Source organism: Nocardia goodfellowii (genome assembly GCF_017875645.1).
GTDB classification, from domain to species: domain Bacteria; phylum Actinomycetota; class Actinomycetes; order Mycobacteriales; family Mycobacteriaceae; genus Nocardia; species Nocardia goodfellowii.
In genome coordinates, this window is record NZ_JAGGMR010000001.1 from 993448 (window position 1) to 1016048 (window position 22601).

The 22601-nt window shown below is 68.8% G+C and carries 17 protein-coding genes and 1 tRNA gene; 10 read left to right on the forward strand and 8 right to left on the reverse strand.

From position 1 onward, the window contains the following. Nucleotides 1-27 precede the first annotated feature (27 nt). The 3 genes from BJ987_RS04080 to BJ987_RS04090 form a co-directional block, all read right to left on the reverse strand. Nucleotides 28-8226, reverse strand: coding sequence for an SDR family NAD(P)-dependent oxidoreductase (locus tag BJ987_RS04080; protein WP_209884819.1), 8199 nt, complete (start codon nucleotides 8224-8226; stop codon nucleotides 28-30). Between the two features lie 178 nt (nucleotides 8227-8404). Beyond that, on the reverse strand, nucleotides 8405-9004 hold the full coding sequence (locus BJ987_RS04085; RefSeq protein WP_209884821.1) for a methyltransferase family protein: 600 nt from the start codon (nucleotides 9002-9004) through the stop codon (nucleotides 8405-8407). A gap of 3 nt (nucleotides 9005-9007) precedes the next feature. Further along, nucleotides 9008-9358 (reverse strand): hypothetical protein, encoded by a 351-nt coding sequence (locus BJ987_RS04090; protein WP_245365807.1) that lies wholly within the window; start codon nucleotides 9356-9358, stop codon nucleotides 9008-9010. Between the two features lie 205 nt (nucleotides 9359-9563). Between BJ987_RS04090 and BJ987_RS04095 the strand changes: the two genes are divergently transcribed. Further along, on the forward strand, nucleotides 9564-10829 hold the full coding sequence (locus tag BJ987_RS04095) for a sensor histidine kinase (RefSeq protein ID WP_307869461.1): 1266 nt from the start codon (nucleotides 9564-9566) through the stop codon (nucleotides 10827-10829). A gap of 6 nt (nucleotides 10830-10835) precedes the next feature. Here the strand turns inward: BJ987_RS04095 and BJ987_RS04100 are convergent, their stop codons facing one another. Both BJ987_RS04100 and sp36 read right to left on the reverse strand, forming a co-directional pair. Beyond that, a complete protein-coding gene (locus BJ987_RS04100; RefSeq protein WP_209884823.1) occupies nucleotides 10836-11300 on the reverse strand; it encodes a RidA family protein in 465 nt (154 codons plus the stop codon). Between the two features lie 3 nt (nucleotides 11301-11303). Next, nucleotides 11304-11468, reverse strand: a complete 165-nt coding sequence (sp36, locus tag BJ987_RS04105; protein WP_194816913.1) for a Sp36 family protein — start codon at nucleotides 11466-11468, stop codon at nucleotides 11304-11306. Between the two features lie 186 nt (nucleotides 11469-11654). On the opposite strand from sp36, the gene bagA reads away from it, so the two are divergent. Further along, the gene (gene bagA / locus BJ987_RS04110; protein ID WP_307869463.1) at nucleotides 11655-12698 is read left to right on the forward strand and encodes an ATPase BagA; all 1044 of its coding nucleotides are present in this window, start codon (nucleotides 11655-11657) and stop codon (nucleotides 12696-12698) included. After that, the gene (gene bagB, locus BJ987_RS04115; RefSeq protein WP_209884827.1) at nucleotides 12698-13813 is read left to right on the forward strand and encodes an ATPase BagB; all 1116 of its coding nucleotides are present in this window, start codon (nucleotides 12698-12700) and stop codon (nucleotides 13811-13813) included. Before bagA ends, bagB begins: the two co-directional genes overlap by 1 nt. 91 nt (nucleotides 13814-13904) lie before the next feature. Here bagB and BJ987_RS04120 read toward each other — a convergent pair whose 3' ends face one another. Further along, a complete protein-coding gene (locus BJ987_RS04120; RefSeq protein WP_040686051.1) occupies nucleotides 13905-14228 on the reverse strand; it encodes a WhiB family transcriptional regulator in 324 nt (107 codons plus the stop codon). A gap of 367 nt (nucleotides 14229-14595) precedes the next feature. Between BJ987_RS04120 and BJ987_RS04125 the strand changes: the two genes are divergently transcribed. Further along, nucleotides 14596-16989, forward strand: coding sequence for a penicillin-binding protein (locus BJ987_RS04125; protein WP_209884829.1), 2394 nt, complete (start codon nucleotides 14596-14598; stop codon nucleotides 16987-16989). Between the two features lie 61 nt (nucleotides 16990-17050). Here the strand turns inward: BJ987_RS04125 and BJ987_RS04130 are convergent, their stop codons facing one another. Then, the gene (locus BJ987_RS04130; protein WP_209884831.1) at nucleotides 17051-17515 is read right to left on the reverse strand and encodes a GatB/YqeY domain-containing protein; all 465 of its coding nucleotides are present in this window, start codon (nucleotides 17513-17515) and stop codon (nucleotides 17051-17053) included. Nucleotides 17516-17636: 121 nt separating this feature from the next. On the opposite strand from BJ987_RS04130, the gene BJ987_RS04135 reads away from it, so the two are divergent. The 3 genes from BJ987_RS04135 to BJ987_RS04145 all read left to right on the forward strand — a co-directional run bounded on the left by BJ987_RS04135 (nucleotide 17637) and on the right by BJ987_RS04145 (nucleotide 19863). Further along, the gene (locus BJ987_RS04135) at nucleotides 17637-18599 is read left to right on the forward strand and encodes a metallophosphoesterase (RefSeq protein WP_209884833.1); all 963 of its coding nucleotides are present in this window, start codon (nucleotides 17637-17639) and stop codon (nucleotides 18597-18599) included. Nucleotides 18600-18667: 68 nt separating this feature from the next. After that, nucleotides 18668-19708, forward strand: coding sequence for a DUF8017 domain-containing protein (locus tag BJ987_RS04140; RefSeq protein WP_209884835.1), 1041 nt, complete (start codon nucleotides 18668-18670; stop codon nucleotides 19706-19708). A gap of 81 nt (nucleotides 19709-19789) precedes the next feature. Continuing rightward, nucleotides 19790-19863: transfer RNA gene (locus BJ987_RS04145), tRNA-Pro, on the forward strand. Nucleotides 19864-19944: 81 nt separating this feature from the next. Here BJ987_RS04145 and BJ987_RS38185 read toward each other — a convergent pair. Further along, nucleotides 19945-20205: a chitin binding peritrophin-A domain-containing protein gene (locus BJ987_RS38185; protein WP_372446834.1), complete on the reverse strand. Its 261-nt coding sequence runs from the start codon at nucleotides 20203-20205 to the stop codon at nucleotides 19945-19947. Between the two features lie 255 nt (nucleotides 20206-20460). Between BJ987_RS38185 and BJ987_RS04155 the strand changes: the two genes are divergently transcribed. From BJ987_RS04155 to BJ987_RS04165, 3 genes are all read left to right on the forward strand, one after another. Then, a complete protein-coding gene (locus BJ987_RS04155) occupies nucleotides 20461-20793 on the forward strand; it encodes a carboxymuconolactone decarboxylase family protein (protein ID WP_307869464.1) in 333 nt (110 codons plus the stop codon). Continuing rightward, nucleotides 20793-21374, forward strand: a complete 582-nt coding sequence (locus tag BJ987_RS04160; protein WP_209884839.1) for a carboxymuconolactone decarboxylase family protein — start codon at nucleotides 20793-20795, stop codon at nucleotides 21372-21374. The genes BJ987_RS04155 and BJ987_RS04160 overlap by 1 nt, the downstream gene beginning before the upstream one ends. Nucleotides 21375-21460: 86 nt before the next feature. After that, the gene (locus BJ987_RS04165) at nucleotides 21461-22600 is read left to right on the forward strand and encodes a Fic family protein (protein WP_209884841.1); all 1140 of its coding nucleotides are present in this window, start codon (nucleotides 21461-21463) and stop codon (nucleotides 22598-22600) included. Nucleotide 22601: the final 1 nt, after the last annotated feature.

Genomic DNA, 22601 nt, shown 5'->3' on the forward strand with positions numbered 1-22601 from the left:
TCGGTTACTCGTGGACTTCGGCGGCCGTCACTGGTTCGGTCGCGCCGACCCGTGCCACTGGTCGATGAATTCGAAGAGGGTCGCGTCGTCGGCTGCGGCCAGCTCCGCGCCCGCGGGCTGCTCGCCTGCGTTGCCGGCTTCCTCGAGGCGGCCGAGCAGCTCGCCGAGCCGCAGCGCGACCGCGCCCAGATCGGTGCGGGCCACGTCCGCCGCGACGATCCGCGCACCCAATTCCTCGACGAGCGACAACAATCCGGCGGTTCCGTTCTGCCCGCCGCCCATCGTGTCGCTGATGTGGCGCGCCAGCGCCGCGGGTGAGGAGTAGTCGAAGACCACCGTGGTCGGGATCGTCACATCGGTCACCGCGCGCAGGCGATTGCGGAACTCGACCGACCCGATCGAATCGAAGCCGAGGTCGTTGAACTGCGCGTCCGCGGCGACCGCGCCCGAGCCGCGGTGTCCGAGCACCGCGGCGGCGTGCTCGCGAATCACGTCCAGTACCAGCCGTTCTCGTTCGCTGGCCGGCTTCCCGTCCAACCGCGATTCGAGCTTGCCCGCATCGGCCGCGGCGGCGGCCGGGACCGAGACCAGCCCCTGCAACACCGCCGGCAGCGACGATCCCGAGGCGCGGGCGGTCAACGCGGCGAGATCGAACCGCGCCGCGACCGCGCAGGCCGGTCCGAACGCCAGCGCCCGGTCCACTAGGGCGAGCCCGTCGGCGTCGGACAGGCCGAGGATGCCGTCCCGGCGGATCCGGGCCTTGTCCCGATCCGCGAGCCGTCCCGCCATCCCGGTGGGGCTGTCCCACAGCCCCCAGGCCAGGGCGGTGGCGGGCAACCCGGCGCGGCGGCGGCGCACGGCCAGCGCGTCCAGGAAACTGTTCGCCGCCGCGTAATTCGCCTGGCCCGGCGTACCCAGCACACCGGCGATCGACGAATACAGCACGAACGCGGACAGATCCAGGTCGCGGGTCGCCTCGTGCAGATTCCAGGCGGCGTCCACCTTCGGCCCGAACACCGCCGCTACCCGCTCCGGAGTCTGGGCCAGGAACGAGGCGTCCTCGACGACGCCGGCCACGTGCACGACCGCGGTCAGCGGGTGCGCCGCGGGGACATCGGCCAGCAACTTCGCCAGCGCCGCCCGGTCGCCGACGTCGCAGGCCACGAGGTCCACCCGTGCGCCGAGCGCCCGCAGGTCCGCGGCCAGCCGATCGGCGCCGGGCGCATCCGGGCCGCGACGGCTGGTGAGCAGCAGGCGCCGCACACCGTGCGCGCTCACCAGATGCCGGGCCAAGCGGGCGCCAAGACCACCGGCCGCGCCGGTCACCAGGACGGTGCCGTCCGGGTGCAGCGGCGGCGGGATCGTCAGCACGAGCTTGCCCACGTGCCGCGCTTTCCGCAGGAACCGCAGGGCCTGCGGGGCGTAGCGAGCATCCCACGCGGTCAGCGGCGGCGGTGCCAGCACACCCCGGCCGAACAGCGCCATCAGCTCGGTGAAAATCTGCTGGATGCGATCCAATCCGGCCTCCATCAGCAAGAAGTGGCGGTACCGTACGCCCGGATACCGGGCGGCGACCTCATCCGGGTCGCGGAGATCCGCCACGCCCATTTCGATGAAGCGCCCGCCCGGGCGCAGCAATCGCAGCGACGCGTCGACGCGATCCCCGGTCAGCGAATCCAGCACGATGTCGACCCCGCGCCCCCCGGTGGCCGCGCGGAACACGCTCTCGAAGGCGGCGGTGCGGCTATCGGCGATCCGGTCCTGCTCGATCCCCATCTGCCGCAACACATCCCACTTCGGAGTGCTCGCCGTCGCGTAGAGCTCCAGGCCGAGATGGCGGGCCAGCTGCACGGCCGCCATGCCCACCCCGCCGGTGCCCGCGTGCACCAGCAGTGACTCGCCACCGGCCGCTCCGGCGAGGTCGACCAGCGCGTAGTAGGCGGTGGCGAACACCACCGGCACCGAGGCGGCCTGGGCGAAGGACCATCCCGGCGGCATCGGGGCCAGTGCCCGGCGATCGGCGACCATGGTGGACCCCATCCCGGGGAACAGACCCAGGACGCGATCACCGGGCCGCAGGTCGGTCACGTCGGCGGCCACCGCCCGCACGATCCCGGCGCCCTCGCCGCCGAGCGGGGTGCTGCTGTCCGGGTACATCCCGGACACGATCAGCACGTCACGGAAATTCAGTCCGGTCGCCCGCAACTCGACCAGCACCTGGCCCGGCGCCAGCTCGGCCGGGCCGGAACCAGCTGCGAGCACCAGATTCTCGCCGGTGCAGGTGCCCGCGCCGCGATGGACCAGACGCCAGTCGCCGGTGCGGAACAGCTCTGCCGCGCCGACCGTGCCGTCGCCGTGCCGATCCAGCCGCGGCACATGGAACACGTTGTCGCGCAACGCGAGATACGGTTCACCGGCGTCCAGCACGGAGGCGACGGCGTCGCGGTACCGCGACGGCTCATCGACATCCAGCAGGATGATCCGGCGGGGGTATTCGTTCTGCGCGCTGCGCAGCAGCCCCCACACCGCCGCGCCGGCGAGGTCGTCTATCGTTCCGGCGTCGCCGACGGCCACGGCCCCTTGCGTCACCACCACGATCGTGGCGGCGTCCCGGGCCAGCAACGCCTGGACCCGGGCCAGGATCCGCTCGACCCGTTCGCGCACCGCGGCGGGCACACCGGCAGCCGAATCCGTTTCCGCGCAGCGCAGGACGACCGCCGACCGGCCCGCACCGGCGAACCGTTCGAACGTCTCCTCCGACGACCACTCACCACTCGCGGCGGTCGTCGGGCCGGCGGGTACCCACGTCATTTCGTAGAGCCGCCCGGCACCCGAAAGGGACTGTTCGCGTGCGGCCGGACGCAGACCCACCGCGTCCACCCGCGCCACCGGTCGGCCCTGCGGGTCCGACAGCGACAGCTCGAAACGATCGCCACCCAGGGGCCGCAGCCGGACCCGCAGGGCTGCCGGGCCGCCGGAAAACAGCTGCACACCCTCCCACACGAACGGCAACCGCATCGCCGCGCCCGGCGCCTCCGCTTCGGCGGCGGCGATGACCTGCAACGCCGCGTCGAGCAATGCCGGATGCACTCCGAACTCGGTCGCGTGGGCCCGGATCTGTTCCGGCAGTGCGACTTCGGCGAGGATTTCCGCGCCGTGCCGCCACACCCGGCCCAAGCCGCGGAAGGCGGGACCGTACTGATATCCCTGAGCCCAGACCAGGTCGTAGTGATCCGGCCTGGTCAGAGGCTCGGCACCCGGCGGCGGCCAGGGCTCGGTCTCGGGCGGCGGCGGCAGCGGGTCGGCGGCCACCAGGGTGCCGGTGGCATGCGTGGTCCACTCCGCGTCCGAGTGGTCCGCATCCTGCCGCGAGAAGATGCTCACCCGGCATTCGCCGGCGGCCGACGCACCACTCACCGCGACCTGCAACTCGACGAAACCCTGTGCCGGAAGCACCAAGGGCGCGCTGAGCACCAACTCGGTCAGGCGCTCGCGCCGCACTCGCGCGCCCGCGTGTAAAGCCAACTCCAGCAACGCGCTCGCGGGCAGCAACACCCGATCCTGGATCCGGTGCTCGGCCAGCCACGGCTGGCGCGCCGCCGACAATCGCCCGGCGAGCAGCAACCCGCCGTCGGCGGCGATATCGACCATCGCACCCAGCAAGGGATGTTCCGGCACCGACAAGCCGGCGGCCGCGATCCCCGCCGCTCCGGCAGTCGGCGAGGTCCAATACCGTTCGCGCTGAAAGGGATAGGTCGGCAGGGTGATTCGGCGGGCGCCGGCCCGGGTGCACGAATCGAGCCAGGCGGCGTCCAGGTCCACCGGTTCCGGTGCCCAGCCCGGTGCGGTCAGGTCTTTCGCCACCGTGGCCAGTCCGTCGCACAACTCGTCCCGGTCGCGGCCGTACACCACTATCCGATGCTCGAACAGCGTGCGCGTGGTCAGCAGCGAGTAGCCGACGTCCACCGGATCCAGTTCCGGGACACGGTCGAGAAAGTCCGTCAGCCGCGTCACCTGCGCCGCGAGCGCGGCCCGATTCCGGCCGGACAGCACCCATGGAATGGGCTCCAGCCCAACGGATTCGGTACCGCGCGCCGCTTCGGCGGACGCGCCGGGCTCCTCCAGGATCAGGTGCGCGTTGGTCCCTCCGATACCGAACGAGGACACCCCCGCCCGGCGCGGCCGGCTCGCCCGCGGCCACGGCCGCGCTTCGCTCGCCAGCCGGATGGTGCCGCTCGACCAATCCACATGGGGCGTCGGCCGATCCACATGCAGGGTCGGCGGCACCAGCTCGTGGTGCATCGCCATGACCATCTTGATGACGCCGGCGAACCCCGCGGCCGCCTGGGTGTGACCGATGTTCGACTTCACCGAGCCCAGCCACAGCGGCGCGCCCGCCGGCCGATGCCGACCATAGGTGGCCAGCAGCGCTTGCGCCTCGATCGGGTCACCGAGAGTCGTGCCGGTACCGTGCGCCTCGACCACGTCGACCTCCCCGGCGGGTACGCCCGCATCGGCCAGCGCCCGCCGGATGACCCGCTGCTGGGCGGGCCCACTGGGCGCGGTCAGGCCATTGGACCTGCCGTCCTGGTTCAGCGCCGAACCGCGGATCACCGCCAGCACCCGATGCCCGTGCCGATGCGCGTCGGAGAGCCGTTCCAGCAGCAGGACCGCCGCGCCCTCACCGAATCCGGTGCCGTCCGCCGCGGCCGAGAACGGCTTGCACCGCCCGTCGCCCGCCAGCCCGCCTTGCCGATCGAATTCGGCGAATACGCTCGGTGTGGACATGATCGTCACGCCACCGGCGAGCGCGAGCGAACATTCCCGCAACCGCAGCGCCTGCGCCGCCTGATGAATCGCCACCAGACCCGACGAGCAGGCCGTATCGACGGTGACCGCCGGACCCAGCAACCCGAGGGTGTAGGCCAGCCGCCCGGACAGCACGCCGGACAGCCCCGCCACGCCGACCCGGTCACGGTTCTCGGCGGTGTAGTCCTGATACATCGCGCCGATGAACACGGCGGTGTCCGACCCGCGCAGGGCCGCGGGATCCTGGGCGGCGTGCTCGATCGCTTCCCACGCCACTTCCAGCAGCACCCGCTGCTGCGGATCCATCGACCGGGCCTCGCGCGGACTGATCCCGAAGAACTCGGCGTCGAAATCGGCGGCGCCGGCGAGGAATCCGCCCGTGTCGAAGTCCAGTTCCTCGGCGTGCCAGCCACGGTCCGCCGGGAACGCGCCGAGCACGTCGCGTCCCTCGGCGACCACATCCCACAGCGCGTCGGCGGAATCGATGCCACCCGGGAAACGGCAGCCGATCCCGATGATGGCCACCGGGTCCGACAGTGCGCTGTCCTGATCGCCGGTCATCTCGGTCGTCTCGGTCGTCTCGGAGACCGGGTGTTCGCCGACACCGATCACCCGGGCCAGATGCTCCGCCAGTTCCCGCGCGCAGGGATGGTCGAAGGCTACGGTCACCGGCAGGTCCAGGCCGGTTTCGCGGACCAGGGCGTTGCGGATGCGCACCGCGCCGATCGACGTCAGACCTTGGTCCCTGAAGGACATCTCGGGTGCGAGCGCCGCACCGTCCACGAGCTGATCGCCGAGGGCCGCGGCCACCGCGTCCCGCACCAGCCGCGTCAGCACCGCCAGCGCCTCGGCGGGCGTCCGTTCGTTCAATCCGGCGGTCAGGTCCGCCAGGGTGCGCTCATCGGACTGGTCCCAGGATTCCCGGTCGGCCGGGCTCCGCCCGATGTACAGCACCGGCGGGGTATCCCGGCGCGCCATCGCGTCGAAGATCGCGGGCAGATCGAGATCCGCGGGACTTCCGGTGCAGACCAACAGGGTGCCGTGCACGACGCGCGCGACCCGCGGATTGCGAAGGGTCGCCTCGTACCAGCCGATCGCGGCGGCCGAGAGCACCGCCTGCGGATCCTCGGGGTCCTCGGCCAGGACCAGCAGGACCCGGGTCGGGTGTTCCCGAGCCTCGAGCGACGAGCACAGGTCCAAAAACCGGGTCATCGCCCGCGCACGATCATCGCCCAGCCGTCCGAATACGGCTGTGCCAGAACCATTTCCGTCCGTCGCCAATTGATCGGCGATGTCGTCCAGGGAATCCACGCAGACCACACCGGTGTGGTCGGACCACTGCCGGAGGTGGTCGACCAGCCGGGCGTCCGGCAGTTCGGAGAGCACGACGAGGTTCGCCGCCCGATCGCTGGCGACCGCGCCCGGCGCGATCGGACCAGCGCCGACGAAGCGCGGTTCGACCAGGTCACCCGATCGAACCACGAGCTGGTCGTCGCCCTCGGCGCTGGCTATCGCGCGCACGACCGTGTCATCGGTGTCCGGCGTCTCCCCGGCGATGTCGATCAGCGCTATCCGGCCGGGGTACCTGGCTTGCAGGCTCCGGACCGATCCGAACAGCGCCGCCTGACCGGGATCGCAGGCCGCGCGGGCGGTACTTCCGTCGCGCGTCACCACGACCACCGTCGCCGGTCCCTGGAGCGCGGTCCGGACATCGGCCTCCAGCGCGGTCACCGCCGCGACGACCGCCGCCGGACCACTGCCCACCGGTAATGCGCTGCGCGACAACACAATCGGCTCGGCAGCCGACGCTCGGGCGAGCCGGGCGGGCCGGCGCGGCACCCAGTCGAGCTCGGCCCACATGTCCCGGGCGCCGTCGGAGCTGCCCAGCCAGCGCCGGGGCAGTCCGGCCAGCGCCTGCCGGACGATCTTCCCCGACGGAGTGCGCGGCACCGCGGCGATCTCGAAGACGTCGGTGGGCACCTTCGCATGCGGCAGCGCCCGGCGGCAGCCGACCACGAAGGCGGCCAGGTCCAGACCACCGGGCGCGAGTACCACCAGCACCGCCGGCACTTCCCCGAACACCTCGTGCGGTTGCCCGACCACGGCCGCGTCGGCGACGCCGGGCAGACCGCGCACCACCTCCTCGATCTGGGCCGGGTGGATGTTCTCCCCGCCCCGGATGATCAGTTCCTTGATCCGGCCGGAAATGCTCAGGGTGCCCTGCGCGTCACGGGTCGCCAGATCGCCGGTGCGAAACCAGCCGTCCACCATGGCCTCAGCGGTCTGGTCCGGCTGATTGTGGTAGCCCAGCATCATGTTCGGGCCGCTGATCCAGATCTCCCCTTCCAGGCCCGGCGCCACGTCCTGTCCGGTGTCGGGGTCGACGATGCGCACCCGCACGCCTTCCACCGCGCGACCCACCCCGTGCCGCGCCGATCCGCCCGGCGGGTCCATCGCCGCGATCGGACCGCACGCCTCGGTGCAGCCGTAGTTGTTGAGCAGCGGAATCCCCAGCAGCTCCTGCACATTCGCGGTCAGCTCCGCGGAGACCACGGCGCCGGCGGTCAACGCGGCCCGCAGCCGGTGCGGCGGCGCGGCGCCTTCCCGCACGGCCTGCGTCAACCGGTGGAAGGAGGTGGGAACGCCGACCAGGATGGTCGCGCCGGAGCGCTCCAGCGCGTCCAGCACCACGCCACCGGAATACCCGTCGATGATGGTCGCGCCGCAGCCGACCGACACCACCCCGAGCACGCCGAGATGATGGCCCAGGCAATGCGACAACGGCACCGGCCACAGCAGCCGGTCCTCCGGCGACATCCCGAGCACCGGGACATACCAGTGCTGGGTCCCCCACAGCGATTGCCGCAGCGTCGACCGCACGCCCTTCGGGCGTCCCGTGGTCCCCGAGGTGTACAGGATCCAGGCGAGATCATCGAGCCCGAGATCGTCCCGCGCCGCAGATACCGGGCCGCCGGTGGCCAAATCCTCGAAGGCGATGCCCCGCTCGGACTCCGGGCTCGGCTCGGTGACGATCAACGTCAGCCCGGGGTAGTCACCGGCCAGCTCCCGTGCCGTGTGCGAGGTCGTCATCAGGACGGCGGCGCCGCTGTCCGCGAGGATCCAGCCGACCTCGGCCGGCGAGGAATGCGCGTTGATCGGCACCCCGACCGCCCCGGCGCGCCACACCGCGAGATAGGCCTCGGCCATCTCGACCGTGTTGCCGAGTTTCAGCGCCACCCGGTCGCCGCGGGCTACGCCCAGATCGGCGAGATGCCCGGCCAGGCGGGCGGTCCGCTCCGCGAGTTCGGCGTAGGTGAGCTCGCGGCGGCGATCACCGAAGGCCACCTTGCCGGGCCACAACCGCGCGTTCCGGGAAATCGAATCCGACAGTGATCGAACTACATCGATGCGCGTCAACGACGAAACTCCTTGCGTTGCATGCCGGCAACCCCAGCCGCGGCCTGACCTACAGGTCCGGCCTCAACTTCTATCGGGGGAATTCATGCCGAGACACCCCTAGACCACGCACCCCTACGGGGTGCGCGCGGGCACGCGAGGAGCCGCCGCGACTACGCGGCGGGAGGTTCGATCCCGGCTAGTAGAGAGCCGGGACGAAACGTTTGGTGTGATCGATGTAGGTCGTATACCGCTGGCCGAACGCCTTGCGCAGCACGCCCTCTTCGGTGCGCGCTCGCACATCATGTGTCACCACGATGAGCAGGACCGCGACGAGAAATCCGGCCCTGGGCACCATCAGCAGCGTGCTCGCGTAGGCGCCGATGACGCCGGTATAGATCGGATGACGGATCAAGGCGAACGGCCCGCCGGTCATCAGCTCATGGTCCGCGTCGATTTCGGCGCGCAGCCGCCAGGATCCGAAAACCAGGAAGGTCCACACGATCAGCGCAATCGAGGCCGCCGCGAGCACGATTCCCGAGATCGCCGACCAGGGTCGCGGATCCACGAGCAGCGGGCCGGCGAGACCCGGACGGACAATCCAGGCGGCGAAAACCACGTAGTAGAGCGCCATGGCGACAATCACCCACACGACGACCGGGTCTGCGCGGCGCGGGCCGTCCGCCGGCTCGGGTGACCGAGACCGGACGCCGACCAGAATGCGCCCGAAAATCACCAGCAGCAGAGCGGCATTGATCGCGCCGACTATCGCGATATCGAGCGGGCGGTCGAATGCCATCGCTTACCCCCGGCTGTCGACGGCCACGGCGACATCGACGGTGCCCCGCGGCGTGTGGGCCGTGCCCCGCGGCGTGTGGGCGTCGAGGACGGCGCGTAGTACCGATTGCTCGCGCGCCAGTTCCAGGTAGGCCTCGGCCGCGGTCTGGCCCTGTATCTGTGCCTGGTCCAGTTTGGCGTCGAGGTGTAGTTGCCAGCGGTATCGCAGCGCTGTGACGAGTCCGGCGGGACCGCCGAACAGCCGGTCCAATCCGGGGATGTCTTCGAACAGATCCGGTCGATGTGGGTCTACGGCCGCGCGGTCGAGCAGAGCGTGCACGATGCCGGTGCGGGCGTGCTGGTCCTCCCAGGACATGGCCTGCGCCTTTCGTCCATCCAGTGATGCCTATGACGCTACGGTCGCCCGCGGCCGGTGTCGTCGTGCCAGGGACGCAAGCCGATCTCCTACCGGAAGCGGAGATCGGCACCGTTCTCGGCACGATGTATCGGGCCCGGCATGTGGTTAACCTGGCAAGGTGGATGTGACGCGCGCCGCACTCGACTCGGACGGAGAGCCACCCGTGGCTTCGCGTCGGCTCGGCGCGCAGGTCCGGCGGAAAGTCCGCAATTTCGTGCGTGATCCGGTGGGCGAGGCGAGCCGCCGCATCGAGCAATTGCCGTTCGACTACCCGCCCAAGGTGATTCTGGTCGCCGATATCGCACTGGCCGCGATCACCGTCTGCGCGGTCGTCCAGCGGCACGACTATTTCGGCACCCTCATACCGTTCCTCGCGGCGCCCCTGACCTTCCTGTCGATTCCGTTGTTCCTCGTACTCGGGATCTCGCCGCGGCCGATTCAGATGGTGCTGGTGGCGATGTCCTCCACCGCGCTGTTCCTTATTCAACCGGCACCCACAGATTTCGCGCCGTTCATCTTGGTGGTCGCGGTCGGCAAGGCCGCCGCGATCGGGAGCAAACGGTTCACCGCGCTGCTCGCGGCGGCCGCCCTGGCCGAACTCCTGGCCTTCGACATGCTCGGGCACGTGGCGTGGTCGGATACCGGGCAGCGGTTCGAGGGCGCGCCGATGTACAGCCTCGGCGTCGCGCTGGGCTGGATGGTCGGCGTGATGATGCAGTATCAGCGCCGATTCCTCTACCGGGAGCGCGAATATCAGGCGGTGCGCTCGGTGCAGGCGGCCGAGGAGGAACGGCGGCGGATCGCGCGGGAGGTGCACGATGTCATCGCCCATTCGCTGAGCATCACCCTGCTGCACCTCACCGCCGCGCGGCACGCGCTGAAAACCGATCGCGATGTGGACGAGGCGGTCGACGCCCTGGTCGACGCGGAACGGCTGGGCCGGCAGGCGATGGCCGACATCCGGCGCACGGTCGGCCTGCTCGGCGCCGGGCCGTCCAAGCAGGACGCTGAGCCGGGCGTCGCGGACATCGCGGATCTGGTCGCCGATTGCGCCCGCGCCGGGCTCGGCGTGGAATACCAGGCCACCGGCGATCTCAGCTCCGTCACGGCCACGGTGGGGCTGGCGCTGTACCGCATCGGCCAGGAATCGCTGGCCAACATCGCCAAGCACGCCGACGGCGCCACGGCGACCGTGCGGTTGACCGTCGGTCCGGCCGACGCGGCGCTGCTGGTGCGGAACTCGCTGCCGCTGGGCCTATCCGAGCGCGGCGAGAGCGGGATGGGGCTGTCCGGTATGCGGCAGCGCGCCGAACTGCTCGACGGTGAGGTCGTGGCCGGCCCCTACGACGGCGGCTGGTCGGTGCATGCGCGTATCCCGCTGGCACCGACCCGCAGCGTGTGGTTTGTGCCGCTCACCGGAAGCCCCTAGCCGCTGTCAGTCCCGCACTTCGGCGATGATCTCGACCTCGACCGGGACACCCTTGGGGAGCTCGGCCACGCCCACCGCGGCGCGCGCGTGCACGCCGGCCTCGCCGAAGACCACACCGAGGAACTCCGAGGCGCCATTGACGACCAGGGGCTGATCGGTGAAACCCGGTGCGGAGGCGACGAAGCCGGTGACCTTCACGATGCGCACCACATTGTCGAGTCCGACCAGGGCGTGGATCGCGGCCAGCGCGTTCAGCGCGCAGGCCTCGGCGGCCTTGGCCGCCTCGTCGAGGGAGATCTCCGCGCCGGCCTTGCCGACCCACGGGAGTTCACCTTTTACGAACGGGATCTGGCCCGAGGTGTAGACGAGCGACCCGCTCCGCACCGCCGGTACGTAGGCCGCGACCGGCGCTGCCACCTCGGGCAGCGTCAGGCCGAGCTTGTCCAGGTTGGCTTGCCACTGGGTGCTCATCGCTTACTGCTTGGGGCGCTTGAGGTAGGCGACGTGCTGCTCACCGGTCGGGCCGGGCAGCACCGAGACCAGCTCCCAGCCGTCGGCGCCCCACTGGTCGAGGATCTGCTTGGTCGCGTGCGTCAGAAGCGGAACGGTGGCGTACTCCCACACGGTCAAGTCACTCATGGGGCGAGTCTATGGTGCGGCCCGCGACGCCCGGCGTGCGCGTGCCTTCATGCGAAGCCGCCGACGACGGTTAGCTACGTCTCACTGTCTGATACAGAACTGCCGAAACGGCGCGCCTGTAGCGGATCCCTCAGGCGTGAAGTCGAAACGAGTTATAGGCTCGCGAACGTGGGAGTACCAACAGCAGTGCCCATTTCGGCTGGGCCGACGGGCGATACAGGGGCGGAGCCGGGGCTCGAAACGGGCTGGCCGGCCCGCGCCGAAAAAGCGCGGCTGCACTTCGTCTCCGGCAAGGGCGGTACCGGAAAGTCCACGGTCGCCGCCGCCTTGGCGCTCGCACTGGCCGCCGGTGGCAGGCGCGTACTGCTGGTCGAGGTGGAGAGCCGGCAGTCCATTGCCCAGCTGTTCGATCTGCCGCCGTTGCCGCCCACCGAGACCAGGATCGCCACCGCCGACGGCGGCGGTGAGGTGGTCGCGCTGGCGCTCGACATCGAGCACGCCTTCCTGGAATACCTCGACATGTTCTACAACCTCGGCTTCGCCGGCCGGGCCATGCGGCGGATGGGCGCGATCGAGTTCGTCACCACCATCGCGCCCGGTCTGCGCGATGTCATCGTGACCGGCAAGATCAAGGAATGCGTTGTCCGCGTGGACAAGGCGGGCAAGCAGGTCTACGACGAGATCGTGGTGGACGCCCCGCCGACCGGCCGCATCGCCAGCTTCCTCGACGTCACCCAGGCGATGAAGGAAATCGCCAAGGGCGGCCCGATCGCCTCGCAGGCCGAGGGCGTATCCAAGCTGCTGCATTCGGACCAGACGATGATCCACCTGGTGACGCTGCTGGAGGCGCTGCCGGTGCAGGAGACCGCCGACGCGGTCGCCGAGCTCACCGCCAACGACCTGCATATCGGCAGCGTCATCGTGAATCGGGCGACCGAGGGGCAGTTGCCCGCCGAGGTGCGCGCCCGCGCCGCCACCGGCGAGATCGATCGCGAAGCCATCGCCGCGGGCCTGGCCAAGGCCGGAATCTCGTTGTCCGACACCGATTTCCAGGGCCTTGTCACCGAGGCCGTGGAACATTCGGCGACGCTGCAGGCGCAGGACGCGAGCGCGAACGAACTGAAGAAGGTCGACGTGCCACAGCTGTATCTGCCCGCGCTGGAAGACGGCATGGACCTCGGCGGCCTCTACGAGCTGGCCGAACATTTGAGCAAACAGGGGGTCAAGTAGTGGTCCCGCTGGATATTTCGAAGATCATCGAGGATCGCACCGCCCGGGTCGTGGTGTGCTGCGGTTCCGGTGGTGTGGGCAAGACGACCACCGCCGCCGCCATCGCGCTGCGCGCCGCCGAGATGGGCCGCAAGGTCGTGGTGCTGACCATCGACCCGGCGCGCCGGCTGGCCCAGTCACTCGGCGTCGCCGACCTGGACAACACCCCGCAGCGGGTGGAACTCGGGCCGGAGGTCGAGGGCGAGCTGCACGCCATGATGCTGAACATGCGGCGCACCTTCGACGACATGGTGCTCGAGCACACCAGCCCGGAGAAGGCGGAGCAGATCTTCGCCAATCCGATCTACCAGACCGTGGCCTCGTCCTTCGGCGGCACGCAGGAGTACATGGCGATGGAGAAGCTCGGTCAGCTGGCCGGGCGGCGGGAGTGGGACCTGATCGTGGTCGACACGCCTCCGTCCCGCAACGCGCTGGACTTCCTGGACGCGCCCAAGCGGCTCGGAAACTTCCTCAACGGCAAGATGATCCGGCTGATCATGGCGCCGGGTCGCGGCGTGGGCCGGTTCGTCACCGGTGCGATGAGCCTGGCCATGCGCGGTGTGTCGACCATCGTCGGTGGGCAGATGCTCAAGGACGCGTCGAACTTCCTGCAGTCGCTGGAGTCGCTGTTCGGCGGTTTTCAGGACCGCGCCGATCGCACCTACGCGATGTTGTCCAAGCCCGGCACACACTTCCTGGTGATCGCCGCGGCCGAACCGGACGCGCTGCGCGAGGCCTCGTTCTTCGTGGACCGGCTCTCGACGGAGAAGATGCCGCTGGCCGGGCTGGTGCTGAACCGCACCCATCCGGCGCTGAGCGAGTTGCGCGCCGATCACGCGCTGACCGCGGCCGACCAGTTGGCCGAGGCCGATCCGCTGACCGCGGCGGTGCTGCGCATCCACGCGCAGCGCATGGTGACCGCCAAGCGCGAGCAGCATCTGCTGCATCGGTTCACCGGCGCGCACCCGCGGGTACCGATCGCGCCGGTGACCGCACTGCCGTTCGAAGTGTCCGATCTAGCCGCCTTGCGGGCGGTCGGTGACCAGCTGACCGGCGTCCGGCCGCGCTCCGCCTGATCGCTTAAACGTTCGATTATCAGATCCAATTGCTATGGGACAAAACGAAACCGAGCCCGCAACGCGGGCTCGGTTTTCGGATTCCTCCGGCTCAGATCGCGATCTGATGCTGCCGCTGGGCTTGGAAGAAGTCGGCCCAGGACGTCACCTCCGGATGCTGTTTCAGCAGCGCCCGGCGCTGCCGTTCGGTCATACCGCCCCACACACCGAATTCCACCCGATTGTCGAGCGCGTCGGCGCCGCACTGCATCAGCACCGGGCAGTGGCGGCAGATGGTGGCGGCTTTGCGCTGCGCCGCACCGCGGACGAACAGCTGATCGGGATCTACTTCCTTGCATCGAGCCTGGGCTACCCAGGCGATTCGCGCTTCGGCCTGCTCTACGTCCAATCGAGCGATGGGGGTTGTCATATGCATTTGGTGGGCCCCTTTGCAGTCCGAACACCGGGTCACGGCGCTCCAGAATCGCGTGCAGCCCTCGCAGCAACCCAAACCCCGCTGCGAACTGCACCACATTCCACTTTGAGTGTTAGCTCTATCACACTGGGTTCTCAATCTAGGTAAAGGTATGGGCCTAGCGCAAGACCGTCTCGAGATTTTTTGGTACGACCGTCCCCGCAATCACGAGAGAGAACCGGGCGGTCGAGTCGGCACGCTCCCCGCCATCTCGCGACACGCGGCAGCCCACACGACGACACGCCCAACGTGGGTGCGAACCGCGCGTTCAGAAGAATGCGCAAACACACCGGAGAGACCCGGAGGGGTTACCCGTAGGCTGGAGTTCGTGCCGATCACGCCGAATTCACCCACCCCGTCGGCTTCGCCTTCCGATATTCCGCGGACCCTCGCGAAACTGGCAGGCAGTTGCGCGTTGGCCGCGGTGCTCGTCGCCGGGCTGTTGTTCCCTCTCGCAGGCGGTTTCGGATTCGTCTCCAACCGCGCCGCCGACGCCGTGGACAATGTGTCCGCGGAACTGGTGGAGGGCACCGTGCCCGCCGTCTCGACGATGGTGGACACCACCGGAGCGCCGATCGCGTGGCTGTACGAGCAGCGCAGATTCGAAGTCCCCAGCGACAAGATCTCCAACGACATGAAGTTGGCGATCGTCTCCATCGAAGATCGGCGGTTCGCCGACCACGCGGGCGTCGACTGGCAGGGCACGCTGCGCGCCTTCCTCACCAACACCAGCAGCGGCGAGGTGCAGCAGGGCGCGTCCACCCTCGACCAGCAGTATGTGAAGAACTTCCAGCTGCTCGTCGTGGCCAAGACCGACGCCGAGCGCCGCGCCGCCATCGAGACCACCCCGGCTCGCAAGATCCGCGAGATCCGCATGGCGCTCACCCTGGACCGGGAACTCACCAAGGACGAGATCCTCACCCGGTACCTCAATCTGGTCCCGTTCGGAAACTCCTCCTACGGCATCCAGGACGCCGCCAAAACCTACTTCGGCGTCGACGCCGCACAGCTGAACGTGTCGCAGTCCGCGATGCTGGCCGGCATGGTGCAGTCCAGCTCCAAGCTGAACCCCTACACCAACCCCGACGGCGTGCTGGCCAGACGGAACATCGTGCTGGACACCATGATCCAGAACATCCCCAGCCGGGCCGACGAATTCCGTAAGGCCAAGCTGGAACCGCTGGGCGTGCTGCCCGAGCCCAAGGGCCTGCCGCGCGGCTGCATCGCCGCCAACGATCGTGGATTCTTCTGCGACTACGCGGTGCAGTATCTGGCCAACGCCGGCATCAGCCGCGACCAGATCGACAAGGGCGGCTACCTGATCAAGACCACCCTGGACCCGGCGGTGCAGGATTCGGTGAAGCGGGCGGTCACCGAGACCGCCAACCCGAATCTCGACGACATCGCGCAGGTGATGTCGGTCGTCGCGCCGGGCCAGGATTCGCATCCCGTCGTCGCGATGGCCTCCAGCCGCACCTACGGACTCAATCGCGACGCCAACGAAACCATGCAGCCCCAGCCGTTCTCCCTGGTCGGTGACGGCGCCGGCTCGGTCTTCAAGATCTTCACCACGGCCGCGGCGATGGAAAAGGGTATGGGCATCAACGCCCAGCTCGACGTGCCCGGCCGGTTCGACGCCCGGGGCATGGGCAACGGCGGCGCCCGGGGTTGCCCGCCGGAGACCTACTGCGTGGAGAACGCGGCCAAGTACAAGTCGCCGATGTCGGTGACCGAAGCGCTGGCCACCTCGCCGAACACCGCGTTCGTCAAGCTGATCCAAGCCGTGGGCGTCACCCCCACCGTCGACATGGCGGTCCGGCTGGGCATGCGCTCCTACACCGAGCCCGGCACCTCCGGCCACAGCAACCAGAGCCTGGCCGACATGATCAAGGACCAGAACCTCGGCTCGTTCACCCTGGGCCCGGTCCCGATCAACCCGCTCGAGCTGTCCAACGTCGCGGCGACGCTGGCCTCCGGCGGCAAGTGGTGCCCGCCCAACCCGATCCGCGAGGTGGTGGACCGCACCGGCAAGACGGTGCCGCTGACCCAGCAGGCCTGCGAGCAGGTCGTCGAGCCGGGCCTGGCCAACACCCTGGCCAACGCCATGGGCAAGGACCACGATCCGGGCGGCACCGCGTCCGCCGCCGCCGGTTCCACCGGTTGGAACCAGCCGGTCGCCGCGAAGACGGGAACCACCGAAAGCCACCGCTCCTCGGCTTTCCTCGGCTTCACGAACTCCCTCGCCGCCGCCACCTACATCTACGGTGACAGCCCGACGCCCGGGGAGATCTGCTCGTTCCCGCTGCGCAACTGCGGTAGCGGCAACCTGTTCGGCGGTAACGAACCCGCCCGCACCTGGTTCAACTCCGTGAAGGCCGTGCTCGACCGATACCCGGCGGGGTTGCCGCCGCTGGACGACAAATACGTGCGCGGCTCGAACAACGCGCAGGTTCCCGATGTCGTCGGGCTGAACCAGGGTGAGGCGACCGCCGCGCTGAAGGCGGCCGGATTCCAGGTCACCGCCGTGAACGGAAACGGTCCGCTGCCCAAGGGCGCGGTGATGAGCACCGCGCCGAACGGCTCGGCGATCCCGGGCTCGGTGGTGACGATCTACGTCAGCGACGGGACCCAGCGCGCGCCCACTCCCGCCCCGGGGCCGGCCCCGCCACCGCCGCCCGCGCTGCCGCCCGGCCTGCCGCTGCCGCCCTGGTGGCCCAGGTAGCTCCGCACGCGAAACCGCCGCCCCGGATCACTCCGGGGCGGCGGTTTCGTTTCAGCCGGTGTCAGAGCCGGGCTTTGACGGCCGCCGAGATGCGGGAGCCGTCGGCCTTGCCCTCGGCGAGCGCGGTGGCGATCTTCATGACCTGACCCATCTGACGCATGCCCGGACGTTCGCCGTTCTCCTGCGCGACCTGAGCGATCGCGGTGTCGGCCAGATCGGCGACCTCGGCCTCGGTGAGCTGCGACGGCAGGTACTCGTCGATGATCCGGGCCTCGGCGTGCTCGTTGGCGGCCAGTTCACCGCGGCCGTTCTGGGTGTAGATCTCAGCCGATTCGTTGCGCTTCTTCGCTTCCTTCTGCAGCACGACGATGACCTCGGCGTCGGAGAGTTCGCGCGCCTCCGAACCCGCGACCTCGGCGTTCTGGATAGCGGACAGCAGCATGCGCAAAGTGGCTAGGCGCAGCGTGTCCTTGGCTTTCATCGCGGCGGTCATATCCGTCCGCAACCTCGCTTTGAGTTCCGACATGGCCCTCACGGTAGCCGCTGCGTCGCGTCCGGCCCACTACATTTGCGGGCGCGGGCGGGGGACACACCCCTGTGCCTCAACACACTCGGCGGTTCGCGGGGGCCTCACCTATGCTGGGCAAATGCCCGTGTTTTCGACCTCCGCTGTCCGCCGAACCGCGCTGGGAGCCACCGGGGCCGCAGTGGCCGGAATCGGTTACGCCTCGCTGATCGAACGGAACGCGTTCGTGCTGCGTGAGGCCACCATGCCGGTCCTGCCGCCGGGTTCGTCGAGCCTGCGGGTGCTGCACATCAGCGACCTGCACATGACGCCCGGCCAGAAGCTCAAGCAGCAGTGGCTACGGGAGCTGGACCGGCTGGAACCCGACCTGGTCGTCAATACCGGCGACAATCTGTCGCACCTGAAGGCGGTGCCCGCGGTGGTGCAGGCCATGGGTGGATTGCTTTCCCGCCCCGGCCTTTTCGTGTTCGGCAGCAACGATTACTTCGCGCCGGTGCCGAAGAACCCGCTGAAGTACTTCAAGAAGGACCACCGGCGGGTCTACGGCGCGCCGCTGCCCTGGCAGGATCTGCGCGCGGCGTTCAACGAGCGCGGCTGGCTCGATCTGACGCACGTGCGCCGTGACCTCGAGGTGGCGGGCGTGCGCATCGCCACGGCGGGCGTCGACGATCCGCATCTGCAGCGCGATCGCTACGACACCGTCGCCGGCGCGCCGAACCCGCTCGCCGACTTGCGGATCGGGCTCACCCACTCCCCCGAGCCCCGCGTGCTCGACCGGTTCGCCGAGGACGGGTACGACCTAGTGCTCGCCGGGCACACGCACGGTGGGCAGTTGGTGCTGCCCGGTTACGGTGCGCTCGTCACCAACTGCGGGATCGACAAGTCCCGGGTGAAAGGTCCGTCGAAGTGGGGCGGACACACGCAGCTGCACGTGTCCGCGGGGGTCGGCACCTCGCCGTGGGCGCCGTACCGGTTCTGCTGTCGTCCGGAAGCCACGCTGCTGACGTTGGTCGCGGCGCCGCCGAAGCGTCCGGTCAGCGAATCCGATCGCGGGCGCTCCACTTCCGAGGCCGTAGCCCGTTGAGTTAGCCGTACGCCCCGCAGCTTGCTAGGGTCCCCTGCCGAGACGAGAAGTCAACGCAGGGGACAACTTTGAACAGCAGAGGGTTCGATGGTCCGCGCGACGAAGTCGTGGGCGGCACCGGGGTGGGGTATCCCCAGCAGGCAGTATTCGAATATTCGGGCGCCGCACCGCAGTCCGGGCAGTGGCAGCAGACCGGCTCGGGACCGGACATGCGATGGCAGCCCGCGTTTCAGACCGCCCCCGGGCAGGCCGATCCCCGGTTCGCGGTAGATCCGTCCTTCGGCGCGTATCCCGCACCTCCGCCCGGTCCCGCAACCGGTTGGTCAATGCCCGTGCCGACGGCGCACGGCGGTCCCGGATTCGGCGCTCCCCCACCCAAGTCCGGCGGCGGCAAAGGGTTGATCGGGCTCGCGGTGGCCGTGCTGGTACTCACCGGGGGCGCGACAGCGGTAGCCCTGCACGGCGAATCCGAGGACCCCGGCATCGGCGACGCGCCCGGCATGGTGAGCGCGCTGTCGACCAAACCCGAACCGGCCGCCAAATCGAAGGCGACCACGCCGGCCGCCGCCCCGAACACCGAGAAGCCGATGGTGCCCGGCTACCAAGTGGTGCTCGCGCCGGACAGCGGCGCGGCCTACGACGTCCCCGCCGATTGGACCGTGGCGCCCCCCGACGTCACCGGCAAGTTCGGCGCACCACCCAACACCGTCATGGGCAAGGGCATGGCCTCCGAGGGCAAGGACTACTGCCCCGGTTCGACCCGCACCGTGGCCCTGCTCACCGGCTCCGACGCCGCCGATACCACCAGCGCCGCAATCGAACTCGGCACCAAAGCCGCGCAGGCCTACTCCGGCGGCGCGAACCCCGGGCCGCCCCAGCCACTGGCCTCCTACGACGGCACCCAGAACGGCGTCTTCGTGGAAACCAGGGGCCGCATCAACAACCCCAATCCCGGCTGCGCCGCCGAATACTCCGTCTACACCTTCGCCACCGCCGCCGAAGAGGGCAATTTCGTCATGGTCATCGCCGCCGACATCGGCGTCCCCAAAGCCGTCGACCCGGACACCGCCAAACGAATCTTCGCCAGCGTCCGCCCCCTAACCACCTGACCAAGCGCCCAAATCAACCCCCTGACCTGCGGATTTAACTCCTACCCCCGCCCTGTTGTAAGCTACTCCAGGTTCGCTTCACGGGGTGTGGCGCAGCTTGGTAGCGCGCTTCGTTCGGGACGAAGAGGTCGCAGGTTCAAATCCTGTCACCCCGACGTGTTGGTTGAGACACAAGAAAGGCCCTGACCATTGGTCAGGGCCTTTCTGCTTTTCGTCGGTGCGAGCCGCCCGAGACGTCAGTCGGGCACGTTCTTGGGCCGGTCACATGTCCCGACGACAGAGTTGAAATGCAGGCCCTTGGGGCAGTGCTTCTCGCTGGGCCTCCAGTTGTGACAAACATAGAACGTGCCCTTGTTATCGGGGTCGGTGAACACACCGAATCGCTTCGGGCACTGGTACTTGTGGGGCGCAGCGGAAGCGATACCGGGCCCGATCAAGCAGCTGGCGATTGCTGCAATGGTGACGACTGCACGAATCATTCGAACCCCTGTCTCCATAGTTGGTCGCGAACCTGCCGCAGGGCTAGGTTATTTGCCAGGGGCGGAAATTCTCGGCGCTGAAGTCGGCGATTCGAGACCGCCCGTCGAGGATTGCTCGGGGCGGCGAATCCTCCGCACATGTGCCTTGTGCCAGCCATGTACGGAGTTTCACGCCGATACAGATTGCTGCCGTGGCATGGCCGTTGGCCCTTTCCCGCGCCGGGTTACGGAAAGATGCCATGCTCCGGCATATCCAGGCCTATCGTTGGGGCCGTGGAATCTCCTGTGCCACATGCGGACAACAAGCGGGCGGCGTTTCGTGAGCTGGTGGACCGGGTCTTGAACGGGCCGGGGCGCGCGGCGCCGGATGAACGTGCCCGCGCGTTCCACAACACCGATGTGCCGCCGCCGTTGCAGCCGCTGATCGACAAGGTCGCCACGAAACCGGCGGAGATAACGGACGCGGACTTCGAGGCGGCTGCGGGGTTCAGCGAGGACCAGCTGTTCGAACTGGTGATCGCCGCCGCTGTCGGCCAGTCGACGCGGCAGTACGACGCGGGGCTGGCTGCCTTGGCCGAGGCCACCGGTAATCAGGAGGCCCGCTGATGCGGCTCGACATCCTCGACAACGGTTACCGCCCCACGACCAAAGCGCTGTTCGCCCTGATCCGGTTGTTCTCCCGGCAGCCGATCCCGGACGCCGCCAAACTGGTCTTCTACCGCCCCGACTTCTACGGCGACCGCGCCAAAGAATTCACCCACCAGGCCATGCGCGGTCCATCCATCTGGTCGGTAGGTGATCGCGAGCTCATGGCGGCCTACGTATCGAAGGTCAACGACACCGCGTTCTGCGTCGGCGCACACACCGCCACCGCGTCCCAGGCCTACCAGGACGAAGCGAAAGTCCGCGCGGTACTGACCGACCTCGATTCCGCCCCCATCGACGACGGGCTCCGCGCAACGCTCGGAATGCTCGCCGAACTGACCCGCGAGGGCACGGTAACCGCCGACGACATGCGAAAAGTCCTCGCCACCGGCGTCACCCCCCAGCAGATCGAGGACGCCCTCGCCGTCTGCGCCGCCTTCAACACCACCGACCGCCTGGCCGACGCCTTCGGCTTCGAACTCCTGAGCCCGGAGGGCTACGCGTCGGGAGGCAAGTACCTGTTGAAACGGGGCTACCGGTAGGACCGCCTGGCGCGATGTCCTAAAACTTAAGACAGAATCAGTAGTTCTGTCCTAAGATTAGAGACATCGAGACAAGGAGGCCCGCCTTGCTCTACGCGACACCAGAGCTCGATGCCACCGATCAAGCGGTGCTACGGGGCATCTATCGACGGCGGGACGCGTTGGCCTCGGCCATGCGTGTACCCAAACGCTGGCCCGGACTGTTACGCCGGAACTTGATGGCCCGTGCGATCCGCGGCTCGAACAGTATCGAGGGATACGTCGTCGAGACCGACGATGCGGCCGCAGCTGTCGACTACGAGGAGGCACTCACCGCCGACGAGCGCACCTTCGCGGAGATTCGCGGTTATCGACAGGCGCTCGGCTACGTGCTCACCGTGGCCCAGGAGGCCGGCGCGATCGACGAATCCACCATCAAGGCATTGCATTTCATGATGCTGGGCCACGATCTACGGAAAAGTCCCGGGCAGTACCGCACTGGTTCGATCTACGTCCGGGACGATGCCACCGGTGACACCGTCTACGAAGGTCCAGGTTCGGAAATGGTCCCCGCTCTGATGGCTGAACTGGCCGAATCCCTCGGCAATGATGTCGAACCCATCATCGCGGGTGCCATGGCTCATCTGAACCTGGTGATGATTCATCCGTTTCGCGACGGAAATGGGCGGATGGCTCGCGCGCTGCAGACCTTGATGGTTTCACGCGGCGGCATCGCCGAACCGCCGTTCTGCAGTATCGAGGAATGGCTCGGCGCGAACACCGAGGACTACTACCGAGTGCTGGCGCGTTCGGGATCCGGCAGCTGGTCTCCGGAACACGATGCGCGACTGTGGTTGAAGTTCAACCTGCGTGCCCACGATATCCAAGCCCAGACCGTCGAAGGCCGCATGCGGCGTACCGAGGAAGCCTGGGCTCGACTCGATCAGGTCGTTGCTGCCCATAAACTGCCCGATCGCGTCTCGGACGCGCTCTACGACGCTCTGATCGGGTTCCGTATTCGACGGCACAGCTATTCGACCCGCGCCGAGATCGACGATCGCACCGCTACCCGTGATCTGAAAGCGCTCACGGACCTCGAACTGCTGTCCGCCCGCGGAGCGACCAATACCCGGCACTACGTCGCGGGCGACAAGTTGCTGGCACTGAAAATCGCGCTCCGAACCGACGTTCCGCGACAGATCAACGATCCCTACCCCCGCCTGAGGGCCGACCTGCTCACGCCCTAGC

Coding starts and splice junctions, on each gene's coding strand:
- BJ987_RS04120 (WP_040686051.1), bottom strand. CDS start 14,228: ATGCATATGACAACCCCCATCGCTCGATTGGACGTAGAGCAGGCCGAA.
- BJ987_RS04160 (WP_209884839.1), top strand. CDS start 20,793: ATGCGGCTCGACATCCTCGACAACGGTTACCGCCCCACGACCAAAGCG.
- BJ987_RS04085 (WP_209884821.1), bottom strand. CDS start 9,004: ATGGCATTCGACCGCCCGCTCGATATCGCGATAGTCGGCGCGATCAAT.
- BJ987_RS04100 (WP_209884823.1), bottom strand. CDS start 11,300: ATGAGCACCCAGTGGCAAGCCAACCTGGACAAGCTCGGCCTGACGCTG.
- BJ987_RS04135 (WP_209884833.1), top strand. CDS start 17,637: ATGCCCGTGTTTTCGACCTCCGCTGTCCGCCGAACCGCGCTGGGAGCC.
- BJ987_RS04130 (WP_209884831.1), bottom strand. CDS start 17,515: ATGTCGGAACTCAAAGCGAGGTTGCGGACGGATATGACCGCCGCGATG.
- BJ987_RS38185 (WP_372446834.1), bottom strand. CDS start 20,205: ATGGAGACAGGGGTTCGAATGATTCGTGCAGTCGTCACCATTGCAGCA.
- BJ987_RS04090 (WP_245365807.1), bottom strand. CDS start 9,358: ATGTCCTGGGAGGACCAGCACGCCCGCACCGGCATCGTGCACGCTCTG.
- sp36 (WP_194816913.1), bottom strand. CDS start 11,468: ATGAGTGACTTGACCGTGTGGGAGTACGCCACCGTTCCGCTTCTGACG.